The organism is Pseudomonas oryzagri (assembly GCF_020831405.1).
GTDB lineage: Bacteria > Pseudomonadota > Gammaproteobacteria > Pseudomonadales > Pseudomonadaceae > Geopseudomonas > Geopseudomonas oryzagri.
The window spans coordinates 116270-131064 of sequence record NZ_JAJHPU010000017.1 but is presented as its reverse complement, the minus strand read 5'-3'; the positions used below and the strand labels follow the sequence as shown (position 1 = coordinate 131064).

Here is a 14795-nt window from a genome sequence, read left to right as displayed (position 1 = left end):
ATGACACTGATCGCTTCCGACCAGTTCCGCATCGTTGTCGGCCTCGGCAAGAGCGGTATGTCGCTGGTGCGCTTTCTGGCCCGTGAGGGTGTGCCGTTCGCGGTGGTCGACACGCGCATCAATCCGCCGGAACTGGCGACCCTCAAGGCCCAATACCCGCAGGTGGAGGTGCGCTGCGGCGCGCTGGACGTCGATTATCTCTGCCGTGCCAGCGAGCTGTACGTCAGCCCGGGTCTGCCGCTGGCTACCGAGGCGCTGCAGGAAGCCAGGGCGCGTGGCGTGAAACTGTCCGGCGATATCGACCTGTTCGTCCGCCACGCCCGTGCGCCGCTCGTCGCCATCACCGGCTCCAACGCCAAGAGCACGGTGACTACGCTGGTCGGCGAGATGGCCGCGGCAGCCGGCAAGAAGGTGGCGGTGGGCGGCAACCTCGGCACGCCGGCGCTCGATCTGCTGGCCGACGACGTCGAGCTGTACGTGCTCGAGCTGTCCAGCTTCCAACTGGAAAGTACCGAGCGGCTCAGTGCCGAGGTGGCCACCTGCCTCAACGTCAGCGACGACCACATGGATCGCTACAGTGGCATGCAGAGCTACCACCTGGCCAAGCACCGCATCTTCCGCGGCGCCCGCCAGGTGGTGATCAACCGCCAGGACGCCCTGTCGCGGCCGCTGATCGCCGATCAGGTACCGTGCTGGAGCTTCGGCCTCGACAAGCCGGACTTCAAGACCTTCGGCATCATCGAGGAGGGCGGCGAGAAGTTCCTCGCCTTCCAGTTCAGCAAGCTGATGCCGGTGCGCGAACTGAAGATCCGCGGCGCGCACAACCAGGCCAACGCTCTGGCGGCGCTGGCCCTCGGCCATGCCGTCGGCCTGCCGCTGGCGCCGATGCTGGACACCCTGCGCCACTTCGCCGGTCTGGCGCACCGCTGCCAGTGGCTGCGCGAGCGAGCCGGCGTGACCTATTACGACGACTCCAAGGCGACCAACGTGGGCGCCGCGCTGGCGGCCATCGACGGTCTGGGCGCGGAGATCGACGGCAAGCTGCTGCTGATCGCCGGCGGCGACGGCAAGGGCGCCGACTTCGCTCCGCTGCGTGCCAGCGTGGCGCGTTACTGCCGCGCGGTGGCGCTGCTTGGCCGTGACGCCGAGCTGCTCGCCGCCGCGCTCACCGGCGCGGACGGTCAATCGGTGGTGCCGCTGGTGCGCGTGGCGACCCTCGCCGAGGCGGTGCAGCGCTGCGCGGAGCTGGCGCAGGCCGGCGACGCCGTGCTGCTGTCGCCGGCCTGCGCCAGCCTGGACATGTTCAAGAACTTCGAAGAGCGCGGCCGCCTGTTCGTCCAGGCCGTGGAGGAGCTGCCCTGATGCTCGCCCTGCTGCGCCTGTCGCCCTCACCGTTGCTGAGCCGCCGCGGCGTCGATCTGGACTTCCCGCTGCTGGCGGGTTGTCTGGCGCTGCTGGGCCTCGGCTTCGTGATGGTCTCCTCCGCCTCCTCCGAGGTGGCGGCGGCGCAGTCGGGCAGTCCGCTGTACTACATGATTCGCCACCTCGTTTATTTGGTCCTCGGCCTGGGCGCCGGCTGCCTGACCCTGCTGGTGCCGGTGGCCACCTGGCAGAAGCATGGCGGCAAGCTGCTGATCGCCGCTTTCGTCCTGCTGGTGGCGGTGCTGGTGCCGGGCATCGGTCGCGAAGTCAACGGCGCGCGGCGCTGGATCGGCGTTGGCATCGCCAACGTCCAACCCTCCGAGCTGGCCAAGCTGTTCAGCGTGATCTATCTCGCCGGCTACCTGGTGCGCCGCCAGGCCGACGTGCAGCGCAGCTGGAAGGGGCTGTTCATGCCGCTGATCGTGCTCGGCCTGATGGCCGGCCTGCTGCTCTCCGAGCCGGACTTCGGGGCCACCGTGGTGCTGGTGGGGGCCGGTATCACCATGCTGTTCCTCGGCGGCGTCAGTCTGTGGCGCTTTCTGCCGATGGTCGCCGGCGTGCTGGTGATCGGCGTGGTGGTGATGACTAGCCAGGCCTACCGCCTCAAGCGCCTGACCAACTTCATCGATCCCTGGGCCGACCAGTTCGGCGCCGGCTACCAGCTCAGCCAGGCGCTGATCGCTTTCGGTCGTGGCGAATGGCTGGGCGTGGGGCTGGGCAACAGTGTGCAGAAGCAGTTCTACCTGCCCGAGGCGCACACCGACTTCGTGTTCGCCGTGCTCGCCGAGGAGCTGGGCATGGTCGGCGCGCTGCTCACCGTGGCGCTGTTCGTGCTGGTCACCCTGCGCGCCCTGTACCTCGGCCTGCAGGCGGAGAAGGCCCAGCAGTATTTCTCGGCCTACGTGGCCTACGGCCTGGCGATCCTCTGGGTCGGCCAGTTCCTGATCAACATCGGCGTGAACGTCGGCCTGCTGCCGACCAAGGGGCTGACCCTGCCGTTCCTCAGCTACGGCGGCAGCTCGCTGGTGATCTGCTGCGTCAGCCTGGCCCTGCTGCTGCGGCTCGACTGGGAGCGGCGCAACCAGCTGGGCAACGCCGAGATCGAATTTAGCGAAGAAGATTTTGCCGATGAGGAGCTGCGACATGCCCGGTAACGTGCTGATCATGGCAGGCGGTACCGGTGGCCACGTGTTCCCGGCGCTGGCCTGCGCCCGCGAGTTCCAGGCGCGCGGCTACAGCGTGCACTGGCTGGGCACCCCGCGCGGGATCGAGAACGAGCTGGTGCCGCAGGCCGGCCTGCCGCTGCACCGCATCGAGGTCAGCGGGGTGCGCGGCAAGGGCGTGCTGTCGCTGCTCAAGGCGCCGTTGCAGGTGTTCCGCGCCCTGCTGCAGGCGCGCAAGGTGATGCGCGAGCTGCAACCGGTGTGCGTGCTGGGCATGGGCGGCTTCGTCACCGGTCCCGGCGGTGTCGCCGCCCGCCTGGCCGGCGCGCCGCTGATCATCCACGAGCAGAATGCCGTGGCCGGCACCGCCAACCGTGGTCTGGTGCCGTTCGCCCGCCGGGTCTGCGAGGCCTTCCCGGACACCTTCACGGCCAGTGCCAAGCGCCGCACCACCGGCAACCCGGTGCGCGAGGAGCTGTTCCTCGAAACGCCGCGGCAAACCCTGGGCAATCGGCCGGTCCGCCTGCTGGTGCTGGGCGGCAGCCTGGGCGCCGAGCCGCTGAACAAGCTGCTGCCGGCGGCGCTGGCCAAGGTCGCAGACACGCTGCGCCCGCAGGTCTACCACCAGGCCGGCAAGCAGCACGCCGAAGTGACCCGCGAGCGCTATCGCGAGGCCGGCGTCGAGGCCGAGGTGCAGCCGTTCATCAAGGACATGGCCCGCGCCTACGCCTGGGCCGATCTGGTGATCTGCCGCGCCGGCGCGCTGACGGTCAGCGAGCTGGCTGCCGCCGGCCTGCCGTCAATGCTGGTGCCGCTGCCGCACGCGATCGACGATCACCAGACCCGCAATGCCGAATATCTGGCCAAGGCCGGCGCCGCCGTGCTTTTGCCGCAACATGCCACTGACGCGGCCGCGCTGGCCGCTCAGCTGACCGAGGTTCTGATGCACAGCGAAAAACTCGCGGCCATGGGCGCCACCGCGCGCCGCCTGGCCAAGCCCGACGCCACCCGCTCGGTGGTGGATATCTGCCTGGAGGTGGCCCATGGCTGAGGCGCCCGTCGTCAACGCGGCGGAAATGCGCCGCATGCGCCGCATCCGCCGGATCCACTTCGTCGGCATCGGCGGCGTGGGCATGTGCGGTATCGCCGAAGTGCTGCTCAACCTCGGCTACCAGGTGTCCGGCTCCGACCTCAAGGCTTCGCCGGTGACCGAGCGGCTGGCCAGCTTCGGCGCGCAGATCTTCATCGGCCACCGCGCCGAGAACGCCGAGCAGGCCGACGTGCTGGTGGTGTCCAGCGCCATCAATCCGGCCAACCCGGAAGTCGCCCGCGCGCTCGAGCGGCGCATCCCGGTGGTGCCGCGCGCCGAGATGCTCGCCGAGCTGATGCGCTATCGCCACGGCATCGCGGTGGCCGGCACGCACGGCAAGACCACCACGACCAGCCTGATCGCCTCGGTGTTCGCCGCCGCCGGCCTCGATCCGACCTTCGTCATCGGCGGCCGCCTGAACGCCGCCGGCACCAACGCCCAGCTCGGCGCCAGCCGCTACCTGGTGGCCGAGGCGGACGAGAGCGACGCCAGTTTCCTGCACCTGCAGCCGATGGTCTCGGTGGTCACCAATATCGACGCCGACCACATGAGCACCTACGGCGGCGATTTCAACAAGCTGAAGAAGACCTTCGTCGAGTTCCTCCACAACCTGCCGTTCTACGGCCTGGCGGTGCTCTGCGTCGACGATCCGGTGGTGCGCGAGATCCTTCCGCAGGTCAGCCGGCCGATCGTCACCTACGGCTTCGCCGAGGACGCCGACCTGCGCGCCATCAACGTGCGCCAGGAAGGCATGCGCACCTACTTCACCGTGCTGCGCAAGGAGCGCGAGCCGCTGGATGTGTCGGTGAACATGCCGGGCAACCACAACGTACTCAACGCCCTGGCCACCATCGCCATCGCCACCGACGAGGGCATCGGCGACGACGCCATCATCGCCGGCCTGTCCGGCTTCCAGGGCGTCGGCCGGCGCTTCCAGGTCTACGGCGACCTGCCGGTCGAGGGCGGCAGCGTAATGCTGGTCGACGACTATGGCCACCACCCGCGCGAAGTCGCCGCGGTGATCAAGGCCGTACGCGGTGGCTGGCCGGAGCGCCGCTTGGTGATCCTCTATCAGCCGCATCGCTACAGCCGTACCCGCGACCTCTACGACGACTTCGTCCAGGTGCTCGGCGACGCCAACGTGCTGCTGCTGATGGAGGTCTACCCGGCCGGCGAGGAGCCGATCCCCGGTGCCGACAGCCGGCAGATGTGCCACAGCATCCGCCAGCGCGGCGTGCTCGACCCCATCTACGTCGAGCGCGGTGCCGACCTGGCGCCGTTGCTCAAGCCGCTGCTGCGTGCCGGCGACATCCTGCTCTGCCAGGGTGCCGGCGACATCGGCGGCGTCGCCCCGCAACTGATCAACCATCCGCTGTTCGCTGTGCAAGGTGAGTCGAAATGAGTCTGCAATCCAACCTCGATCCCCGGGCCTTCGGCCGCGTCGCCGTACTGTTCGGCGGCAGGAGTGCCGAGCGCGAGGTGTCGCTGAAGTCGGGTCGGGCGGTGCTCGAAGCGCTGCAGGGCGCCGGGGTGGACGCCTTCGGCATCGACGTCGGCGCCGACCTGCTGCAGCGCCTGGCCGGCGAGCGAATCGACCGCGCCTTCATCGTCCTCCACGGCCGCGGTGGCGAGGATGGCAGCATGCAGGGCTTGCTGGAATGCCTGGACATTCCCTACACCGGTAGCGGCGTGCTGGCCTCGGCGCTGGCGATGGACAAGCTGCGCACCAAGCAGGTGTGGCAGAGCCTCGGTCTGTCGACTCCCCGCCACGCGGTGCTGGCCTCGGCTGCCGATTGCGAGCGCGCCGCCGCCGAGCTGGGTTTCCCGCTGATCGTCAAGCCGGCCCACGAGGGTTCGAGCATCGGCATGGCGCGGGTGGAGAACGGCGAGCAGTTGCTCGCTGCCTGGCAGGCCGCCCGCGAGTACGACTCGCAGGTGCTGGTCGAGCAGTGGATCAGTGGTCCGGAGTTCACCGTCGCCATGCTGCGCGGCGAGGTGCTGCCGCCGATCCGTCTCGGCACCACGCACACCTTCTACGACTACGAGGCCAAGTATCTGGCCGACGACACCCGCTACCAGATCCCCTGCGGCCTGGACGCGGACAAGGAAGCGGAGCTCAAGGCGCTCGTCGCCCGCGCCTGCGAAGCGGTCGGGACCAGCGGCTGGGCCCGCGCCGACGTGATGCAGGACGCCGACGGGCAATTCTGGCTGCTGGAGGTCAACACCGTCCCGGGGATGACCGACCACAGCCTGGTCCCCATGGCCGCCCGGGCTGCCGGCCTGGATTTCCAGCAGTTGGTGCTGGCGATCCTCGCCGACAGTCTGGAGGCAAGGAGCTGATCCATGATCGCCCTGCTGCGTCACCAGCGTCCGGCCCCCATCGGGCCGCTGCGCAAGCCGGTTCCCCGTGGGGCCAGCCGGATGGTGGTGCGCGAACCGCTGAGCAAGCGTCTGCCGCGTCCTTCGCTGGCGGGGCTGCAGCGGCTCGTCTGGCCCCTGCTGCTGCTCGGTCTCGGCTATGGCGCCTACGAGCTGGGCCAGCGTCTGCTGCCCTACGCCGATCAGCCGATCGCGCGGGTCAGCGTGCAGGGCGATCTGCACTACGTCAGTCGCGAGGAGGTGGCCCGGCAGGTGGCGCCCTTCGTGCAGACCAGTTTCTTCCGCGTCGACCTGGAGTCGATGCACGGCGAGCTGGAGCGCATCCCGTGGATCGCCGAGGCCCAGGTGCGCCGGGTCTGGCCGGACCAGGTGCTGATCCAGCTCGAAGAACAGCTGCCGGTGGCCCGCTGGGGTGACGAGGCGCTGCTCAACAACCAGGGCGTGGCCTTCGCCCCGGGCAAGCTGGCCGGTTACGAGCACCTGCCCCGGCTGTGGGGGCCGCAGCGCGCCCAGCAGCAGGTGATGCAGCAGTACCAGATGCTCAGCCAGCTGCTGCGCCCGCTCGATCTGACCGTGGCCAGCCTGGAACTGCGCGAGCGCGGTAGCTGGTTCGTCACCACGGGGCGGGGCATCGAGCTGCTGCTCGGACGGGATCATGTGGTGGAAAAACTACGGCGCTTTATCAGTGTCTACGACAAGATCCTGAAGCAGGACAGTGAGAATATCGCGCGCGTCGACCTGCGCTACCCCAACGGCATGGCCGTGGCGTGGCGTCAGCCACCGGCGGCGCCAGCTACCGGCGACAAGGCCGGCGAGCGGCAGTGAATTGAGGAGATAGAAGGGATCATGGCAAGCGCGCAGAGCGGCAAGATGATCGTCGGCCTGGACATCGGCACCTCCAAGGTGGTGGCGCTGGTCGGCGAGGTGGCGGCCGATGGCCAGCTGGAAATCGTCGGTATCGGTACCCATCCCTCGCGAGGGATGAAGAAGGGCGTGGTGGTCAACATCGAATCCACCGTGCAGTCCATCCAGCACGCCATCGACGAGGCGCAGCAGATGGCCGGCTGCCGGATCCATTCGGCCTTCGTCGGCGTGGCCGGCAGCCACATCCGTAGCCTGAACTCCCACGGCATCGTCGCGATCCGCGACCGCGAGGTCAGCCGCGCGGACATCGACCGCGTACTGGATGCGGCCCAAGCGGTGGCGATTCCGGCGGACCAGCGGGTGCTGCACACCCTGGCCCAGGATTACGTGATCGATAACCAGGAAGGCGTGCGCGAGCCGCTGGGCATGTCCGGGGTGCGCCTGGAGGCCAAGGTGCACGTGGTCACCTGCGCGGTGAATGCCGCGCAGAACATCGAGAAGTGCGTGCGCCGCTGCGACCTCGAGATGGACGACATCATCCTCGAGCAGTTGGCCTCGTCGGCGTCGGTGCTGACCGACGACGAGAAGGAGTTGGGCGTGTGTCTGGTGGACATCGGCGGCGGCACCACCGACATCGCCATCTTCACCGAAGGTGCGATCCGTCACACGGCTGTCATTCCGATCGCCGGCGACCAGGTTACCAACGACATCGCCATGGCCCTGCGTACCCCGACTCAGTATGCTGAGGAGATCAAGATTCGCTATGCCTGCGCCCTGGCCAAGCTGACCGGCGCCGGGCAGACCATCAAGGTGCCGAGTGTCGGCGACCGCCCGCCGCGCGAGCTGTCGCGCCAGGCACTGGCCGAGGTGGTCGAGCCGCGTTACGAGGAGTTGTTCTGTCTGGTGCAGGGAGAACTGCGCCGCAGCGGCTACGAGGACATGCTTCCGGCCGGGATCGTCATCACTGGCGGTACCGCGAAGATGGAGGGTGCCGTCGAGCTGGCCGAGGAAATCTTCCATATGCCGGTACGTCTGGGCCTGCCGCAAGGTGTCAAGGGCCTCGAGGACGTCGTGCGCAATCCTGCCTATGCGACAGGTGTCGGGCTTCTGCTGTATGGCCTGAACAAGCAGGGCACGCCGGGTTTCACCGGCTCCGGTGGTAATGGTGGCGAAGAGAGCAAGCCGCCCGTATTCGAGCGCCTCAAGCGCTGGGTGCAGGGCAACTTCTGACCGCCGGCATGCCAGGCGGTCGGAGGAAAATATATAAGGGAGAGGAGAGGGAAAAATGTTCGAAATGGTCGATAGCGTTCAATCGAATGCAGTCATCAAGGTCATCGGCGTCGGCGGCGGCGGTGGCAATGCGGTCAACCACATGCTGCGCTGCGGAGTCGAGGATATCGACTTCATCTGCGCCAACACCGACGCTCAGGCCCTGAAGAAGGTCGAGGCCAAGAGCATCCTGCAGCTGGGCATGAACGTCACCAAGGGCCTGGGCGCCGGCACCAATCCGGACGTCGGCCGCCAGGCCGCGCTGGAGGATCGCGAGCGCATCGCCGAGGTCCTGCAGGGTGCCAACATGGTGTTCATCACCACCGGCATGGGCGGCGGCACCGGCACCGGCGCAGCCCCGGTGATCGCCGAAGTGGCCAAGGAAATGGGCATCCTCACCGTGGCCGTGGTCACCCGCCCGTTCCCCTTCGAGGGTCGCAAGCGCATGCAGATCGCCGACGAGGGCATCCGTGCCCTGTCCGAGCATGTCGACTCGCTGATCACCATTCCTAACGAAAAGCTCCTGACCATCCTCGGCAAGGACGCCAGCCTGCTGTCCGCCTTTGCCAAGGCCGACGACGTGCTGGCCGGCGCGGTGCGTGGCATCTCCGACATCATGCAGCGTCCGGGCCTGATGAACGTCGACTTCGCCGACGTGCGCACCGTGATGAGCGAGATGGGCATGGCGATGATGGGCACCGGCCACGCCAGTGGTCCGAACCGCGCCCGCGAGGCAGCTGAGGCGGCGATCCGCAACCCGCTGCTGGAAGACATCAACCTGCAGGGCGCGCGCGGCATCCTGGTCAACATCACCGCCGGTCTCGACCTGTCGCTGGGCGAATACACCGAAGTCGGCAGCATCATCGAGCAGTTCACCTCCGAGCTGGCCACCGTCAAGATCGGTGCGGTCATCGATCCGGAGATGCGCGACGAGCTGCACGTCACTGTGGTCGCCACCGGCCTCGGTGCGCGCATGGAAAAGCCGGTCAAGGTGGTGGAGACCGCTCCGGCAGCCGCTCCGGCCCCGCAGAGTGCGTCGCTCAACTACCGCGACTTCGATCAGCCGACCGTGATGCGCAGCAAGCCATCCGCCGGCGGCGCCGCTCAGGCGGTGAAAATCAACACCCAGGAAGACCTCGAGTACCTGGACATTCCGGCCTTCCTGCGTCGCCAGGCTGATTGATTTCCTATATCAGAGGTGTTGACGTGATTGGTGTTCAGTAAAGGCGGGCTCTGCTATCATGCCCGCCATTGCTGAGAACAGTTCACAACTTGCGCAGATACGGCCAAAGCCATGATCAAACAACGCACTTTGAAGAACACGATCCGTGCCACGGGCGTCGGCTTGCATTCGGGGGAGAAGGTCTACCTCACCCTGAAGCCGGCTCCGGTGGATACCGGCATCGTGTTCTGCCGCACCGATCTCGATCCGGTGGTGGAAATCCCGGCCCGGGCCGAGAACGTCGGCGAGACCACCCTGTCGACCACGCTGGTCAAGGGTGATGTCAAGGTGGATACGGTTGAGCACCTGCTTTCGGCCATGGCAGGCCTGGGCATCGACAACGCCTACATCGAGCTGTCGGCATCGGAAGTGCCGATCATGGATGGCAGCGCCGGTCCCTTCGTGTTCCTGATCCAGTCCGCCGGGCTGCAGGAACAGGATGCGGCGAAGAAGTTCATTCGCATCAAGCGCAAGGTCACCGTCGAGGAGGGCGGCAAGAGCGCCACCTTCCTGCCGTTCGACGGTTTCAAGGTGGGCTTCGAGATCGACTTCGACCACCCGGTGTTCCGCGGTCGTACCCAGCGTGCCTGCGTCGACTTCTCCAGCACTTCGTTCGTCAAGGAAGTCAGTCGCGCGCGCACCTTCGGCTTCATGCGCGACATCGAGTTCCTGCGCTCGCAGAACCTCGCCCTGGGCGGCAGCGTCGACAACGCCATCGTGGTCGACGAGTACCGCGTGCTCAACGAGGACGGCCTGCGCTACGAGGACGAGTTCGTCAAGCACAAGATTCTCGACGCCATCGGCGACCTGTATCTGCTCGGCAACAGCCTGATCGGCGAGTTTCGCGGCCACAAGTCCGGACACGCCCTCAACAATCGCCTCCTGCGCACCCTGATCGCCGAGACGGATGCCTGGGAAGTGGTGACCTTCGAAGACGCCAGCACTGCGCCGATTTCCTACATGCGCCCGGCTGCTGCCGTCTGAAACAAATCTCTCCCTTATCTTTCGAGGCCACCTACGGGTGGCCTTTTTTTTCGTCCGCGATTTTAGCGCTCTCGCTCGTCTTCCTTGGCCGTGTGGCTGGCCAGACGCTCGAGGGCGGCGCGCAGGCGGGGGTCCTGGATGCCGCTGGCGGCGCTGCGCAAGGTGTGTGCGGCGACGCCGGACAGGGTGGGATTTCGACCGGTGACATGCCTTTCGGCAGCTGTTGGTTGAACTTTGAACAGAATCTTCGCTAAGTTCTCGAACTCCCTGATGTTCCGCAGCTGACGCAGCAAGCGCTTTTGCTGGTAGCGAAGGTGGGTGGCCCACTGCCCATCGGTGACTATCAGCAGCAAGGTGCCATCGCGCCAGGCGGCCACCCGGCAATGCGGGCGGGCTGCCGGTTGAAGCTGGCTTTCCAGCAGTTGCTGCAGGTGGGCGAGGCGTTGCGCTTCGCCCAGCAGGCTCTTGAGCGCCTTGGTTTCGCGTAGCAATGCTGCGGGGGGGCGGGCGGGTAGGGGACGCAACGACATGGCAGGACGCCTGGAAAAACACCAGCGGCCATCTTAGCAAACTGGCCGCACCGCTTGTTCTTACGGTATGGCCATGCACATCATCTTCATGAGTCGCCGCCACGGCGCGGCGCGCGCACTGACACTCACGCCCCGTCTGGGGCTGCTGCTGGGCACCCTGTTGCTCGGCGGAACCCTGGCCGCTGGCGCAGTGCTCGGTTCATGGATCAGACCCGAAGGCCTGACGCTGGTTCCCGAGTCCGCGCTCGATCAGACGACCGGTATCCAACCGGAAGAACTCACCGAGGCCCGGGCGGCCGCCCAGCGCCAGCTCGACGCTCTGGGCGTGCACCTGGCCGAGCTGCAGGCGCGCATGACGCGCCTGGATGCGCTGGGCGAACGCCTGGCCGAACTCGCCAATATCGCCGAGGACGAGTTCGACTTCAGCCTGCCGGTGGGGCAGGGTGGCCCCGATGAGCAACTGGAAGGCGAGTCGTTCAATGACGGCGAGGTGCTCGGCAGCCTGGACGCGCTGATGGCGCGTCTCGACAATCGCGAGCAGCAGCTGGAGACCTTTGAGCAGGCATTCGCCGAGCGGCGTCTGGAAGAGGCGCAGCTGATCGCTGGTCGCCCGCTGCTCGGCGGTTACCAGTCCTCACCGTTCGGTCCGCGTCGCGATCCTTTCCATGGCGGCGGCCGGATGCACAAGGGCGTCGATTTCGCCGCCCGTCCCGGCACCGAGATAGTCGCGGTGGCCGCCGGCGTGGTCACCTGGTCCGGGCGCAAGTCCGGCTATGGTTGGGCGGTCGAGATCGGCCATGCCGACGGTTACACCACGCTCTATGGGCACAACCAGCGCAACCTGGTGAAGGTCGGCGATCTCGTCCAGCGCGGTCAAATCATCGCACTGGTCGGCAGCACCGGCCGCTCCACCGGTCCGCACCTGCATTTCGAAGTCAAGAAGAACGGTCTCCCCATCGATCCGGCCAGCTACATAGCCCGCACTCCCAGTAGTGATTAAGGCGACTTTCCTCGCAGGCATTTCCGAGTAGAATGCCTCCTTCGCTGTCGTGCCGACGGCACTGGGCACTCCGCGGGGGTGCCCTCCATTTCCACAGATGGAAGACCCTCCCGATATGTTTGCGCCTTTGTTGAAGAAACTCTTTGGAAGCAAGAACGAGCGTGAAGTCAAGCGCATGACCAAGGCTGTCCAGGCGATCAACGCCCTGGAAGAGCAGATGGTCGCGCTCACCGACGAGCAGCTCCGGGGCAAGACCGAAGAGTTCAAGGCGCGCCTGGCGCAGGGCGAGAGTCTCGACAAGCTGCTGCCGGAAGCCTTCGCGGTGGCTCGCGAGGCCGGCAAGCGGGTGATGGGCATGCGTCACTTCGACGTGCAGCTGATCGGCGGCATGACCCTGCACGAGGGCAAGATCGCCGAGATGCGTACCGGCGAGGGCAAGACCCTGGTGGGCACCCTGGCGGTATACCTCAACGCGCTGGCCGGCAAGGGCGTCCATGTGGTCACGGTCAACGACTATCTGGCCCGCCGCGACGCCAACTGGATGCGTCCGCTGTACGAATCCCTCGGCCTGTCGGTCGGGGTGGTCAGCCCGTTCCAGGACCCGGTGGAGAAGCGCGCCGCCTACGCCTCCGACATCACCTACGGCACCAACAACGAATTCGGTTTCGACTACCTGCGCGACAACATGGCCTTCAGCGTGGAAGACAAGTTCCAGCGCGAGCTGAACTTCGCCGTGGTCGACGAGGTGGACTCCATCCTCATCGACGAGGCGCGCACCCCGCTGATCATCTCCGGCCCGGCCGAGGACAGCTCGCGCCTGTACCTGCAGATGAACCAGCTGATCCCGCAGCTCAAGCGTCAGATGCAGACGGAAGAGGGCGAGGTCGAGCAGGAGGGCCACTACAGCATCGACGAGAAGGCCCGCCAGGTCGAACTCACCGAGCAGGGCCACCAGTTCATCGAGGACATGCTCACCCAGGTCGGCCTGCTGGCCGAGGGCGAGAGCCTGTACTCGGCGCACAACCTCAGCCTGCTGACCCATGTCTATGCGGCGCTACGTGCGCATACCCTGTTCCACCGCAACATCGAGTACATCGTGCAGAACGGCCAGGTGGTGCTGATCGACGAGCACACCGGCCGCACCATGCAAGGGCGCCGCCTGTCCGAGGGCCTGCACCAGGCCATCGAGGCCAAGGAGGGCGTGCAGATCCAGGCCGAGAGCCAGACCCTGGCCTCGACCACCTTCCAGAACTACTTCCGTCTGTACAACAAGCTGGCCGGCATGACCGGCACCGCCGACACCGAGGCTTTCGAGTTCCGCCAGATCTACGGTCTCGACGTGGTGGTCATCCCGACCAACAAGCCGATCGCGCGCAAGGACTTCAACGACCTGGTCTACCTGACCCAGGAAGAGAAGTACGCGGCGGTCATCGAGGACGTCAAGGCCTGCCGGGCCGAAGGTCGCCCGGTGCTGGTCGGTACCGCGTCGATCGAAAGCTCCGAGTATCTCTCCCAACTGCTGCAGAAGGCTGGCATGGAGCACAAGGTGCTCAACGCCAAGTACCACGACAAGGAAGCCGAAATCATCGCCCAGGCCGGTCGTCCCGGCGCGGTGACCATCGCCACCAACATGGCCGGTCGCGGTACCGACATTCTGCTCGGTGGCAACTGGGAGGTGGAGGTCGCCGCGCTGGAGAACCCCAGCGACGAGCAGATCGCGCAGATCAAGGCCGAGTGGCAGAAGCGCCACCAGCAGGTGATCGAGGCCGGCGGTCTGCACGTGGTCGCCTCCGAGCGCCACGAGTCCCGCCGTATCGACAACCAGCTGCGTGGCCGGGCCGGTCGCCAGGGCGATCCCGGCTCCAGCCGCTTCTACCTGTCGCTGGAAGACAACCTGATGCGCATCTTCGCCTCCGACCGGGTGAAGAATTTCATGAAGGCCCTCGGCATGCAGGCCGGCGAGGCCATCGAGCATCGCATGGTGACCAACGCGATCGAGAAGGCGCAGCGCAAGGTCGAGGGCCGCAACTTCGATATCCGCAAGCAGCTGCTCGAGTTCGACGATGTGGCCAACGAACAGCGCAAGGTGATCTACCACATGCGCAACAGCCTGCTGGCGGCCGACGACGTCGGCGAGACCATCGCCGAGTTCCGCGCCGAGGTGCTGGCGCGTGCCGTCGATGCGCACATCCCGCCGCAGTCGCTGCCCGAGCAGTGGGACGTTGCCGGTCTGGAGGCCGCCCTGCAGGCCGACTTCAGCATCCAGCTGCCCATCCAGCAGTGGCTCGACGAGGACGAGAAGCTCTACGAGGAAACCCTGCGCGCGCGCATCCTCGCCGAGCTGCTCAAGGCCTACCAGGAGAAGGAAGAGCTGGCCGGTGCCGAGGCCCTGCGCACCTTCGAGAAACAGATCCTCCTGCGCGTGCTCGACGATCTGTGGAAGGAGCATCTGTCGACCATGGATCACCTGCGCCACGGCATTCACCTGCGCGGTTACGCGCAGAAGAACCCCAAGCAGGAGTACAAGCGCGAGTCCTTCGCCCTGTTCCAGGAACTGCTGGAAAGCATCAAGCGCGATGCCATTCGCGTGCTGAGCCACGTCCAGGTCCGTCGCGAGGATCCGGCCGAGGAAGAGGAGCGTCTGCGCCGCGAGGCCGAGGCCCTGGCCGCGCAGATGCAGTTCCAGCATGCCGCCGCGCCGGCGCTGGACCAGCCGCTGGAAGAGGATGAAGCCGGGGCGGGCGAGACCGCCCAGGCTGCGGTCGCCGTGGCCGTGCGCCAGGAGCCGAAGATCGGCCGCAACGAACCCTGCCCGTGCGGTTCCGGCAAGAAATACAAGCACTGCCACGGTCAGGTAAGCTGACCGCCAACT

General features: G+C 66.7%; 12 protein-coding genes. 11 read left to right on the top strand and 1 reads right to left on the bottom strand.

The window, feature by feature from the left end:
- The 9 genes from murD to lpxC all read left to right on the top strand — a co-directional run bounded on the left by murD (position 1) and on the right by lpxC (position 10393).
- Positions 1-1362 carry a UDP-N-acetylmuramoyl-L-alanine--D-glutamate ligase gene (gene murD, locus LMJ29_RS05775; RefSeq protein ID WP_229604562.1) on the top strand — a complete coding sequence of 454 codons (1362 nt, stop codon included), beginning with the start codon at positions 1-3 and terminating at the stop codon, positions 1360-1362.
- Positions 1362-2576, top strand: a complete 1215-nt coding sequence (ftsW, locus tag LMJ29_RS05770; protein ID WP_229604561.1) for a putative lipid II flippase FtsW — start codon at positions 1362-1364, stop codon at positions 2574-2576. Before murD ends, ftsW begins: the two co-directional genes overlap by 1 nt.
- Positions 2566-3636 (top strand): undecaprenyldiphospho-muramoylpentapeptide beta-N-acetylglucosaminyltransferase, encoded by a 1071-nt coding sequence (gene murG, locus LMJ29_RS05765; RefSeq protein ID WP_229604560.1) that lies wholly within the window; start codon positions 2566-2568, stop codon positions 3634-3636. Before ftsW ends, murG begins: the two co-directional genes overlap by 11 nt.
- Positions 3637-3661: 25 nt before the next feature.
- The gene (gene murC / locus LMJ29_RS05760; RefSeq protein WP_377656476.1) at positions 3662-5077 is read left to right on the top strand and encodes a UDP-N-acetylmuramate--L-alanine ligase; all 1416 of its coding nucleotides are present in this window, start codon (positions 3662-3664) and stop codon (positions 5075-5077) included.
- Complete coding sequence (locus tag LMJ29_RS05755) at positions 5074-6015, top strand: D-alanine--D-alanine ligase (RefSeq protein WP_229604558.1); 942 nt, start codon at positions 5074-5076, stop codon at positions 6013-6015. Before murC ends, LMJ29_RS05755 begins: the two co-directional genes overlap by 4 nt.
- A gap of 3 nt (positions 6016-6018) precedes the next feature.
- The gene (locus LMJ29_RS05750) at positions 6019-6879 is read left to right on the top strand and encodes a cell division protein FtsQ/DivIB (RefSeq protein ID WP_229604557.1); all 861 of its coding nucleotides are present in this window, start codon (positions 6019-6021) and stop codon (positions 6877-6879) included.
- A 21-nt stretch (positions 6880-6900) separates the two neighbouring features.
- Positions 6901-8148 carry a cell division protein FtsA gene (gene ftsA / locus LMJ29_RS05745; RefSeq protein ID WP_229604556.1) on the top strand — a complete coding sequence of 416 codons (1248 nt, stop codon included), beginning with the start codon at positions 6901-6903 and terminating at the stop codon, positions 8146-8148.
- Between the two features lie 55 nt (positions 8149-8203).
- Positions 8204-9370 carry a cell division protein FtsZ gene (gene ftsZ / locus LMJ29_RS05740; protein WP_229604555.1) on the top strand — a complete coding sequence of 389 codons (1167 nt, stop codon included), beginning with the start codon at positions 8204-8206 and terminating at the stop codon, positions 9368-9370.
- Between the two features lie 111 nt (positions 9371-9481).
- Entirely contained in the window at positions 9482-10393 is a 912-nt protein-coding gene (gene lpxC / locus LMJ29_RS05735; protein ID WP_229604554.1) for a UDP-3-O-acyl-N-acetylglucosamine deacetylase, read from the top strand.
- A gap of 62 nt (positions 10394-10455) precedes the next feature.
- Here lpxC and LMJ29_RS05730 read toward each other — a convergent pair whose 3' ends face one another.
- Positions 10456-10923, bottom strand: coding sequence for a DUF721 domain-containing protein (locus LMJ29_RS05730; protein WP_229604553.1), 468 nt, complete (start codon positions 10921-10923; stop codon positions 10456-10458).
- A gap of 73 nt (positions 10924-10996) precedes the next feature.
- Between LMJ29_RS05730 and LMJ29_RS05725 the strand changes: the two genes are divergently transcribed.
- Positions 10997-11923 carry a M23 family metallopeptidase gene (locus LMJ29_RS05725; RefSeq protein ID WP_229604552.1) on the top strand — a complete coding sequence of 309 codons (927 nt, stop codon included), beginning with the start codon at positions 10997-10999 and terminating at the stop codon, positions 11921-11923.
- 115 nt (positions 11924-12038) lie between these two features.
- On the top strand, positions 12039-14786 hold the full coding sequence (gene secA, locus LMJ29_RS05720) for a preprotein translocase subunit SecA (protein ID WP_229604551.1): 2748 nt from the start codon (positions 12039-12041) through the stop codon (positions 14784-14786).
- Positions 14787-14795 lie beyond the last annotated feature (9 nt).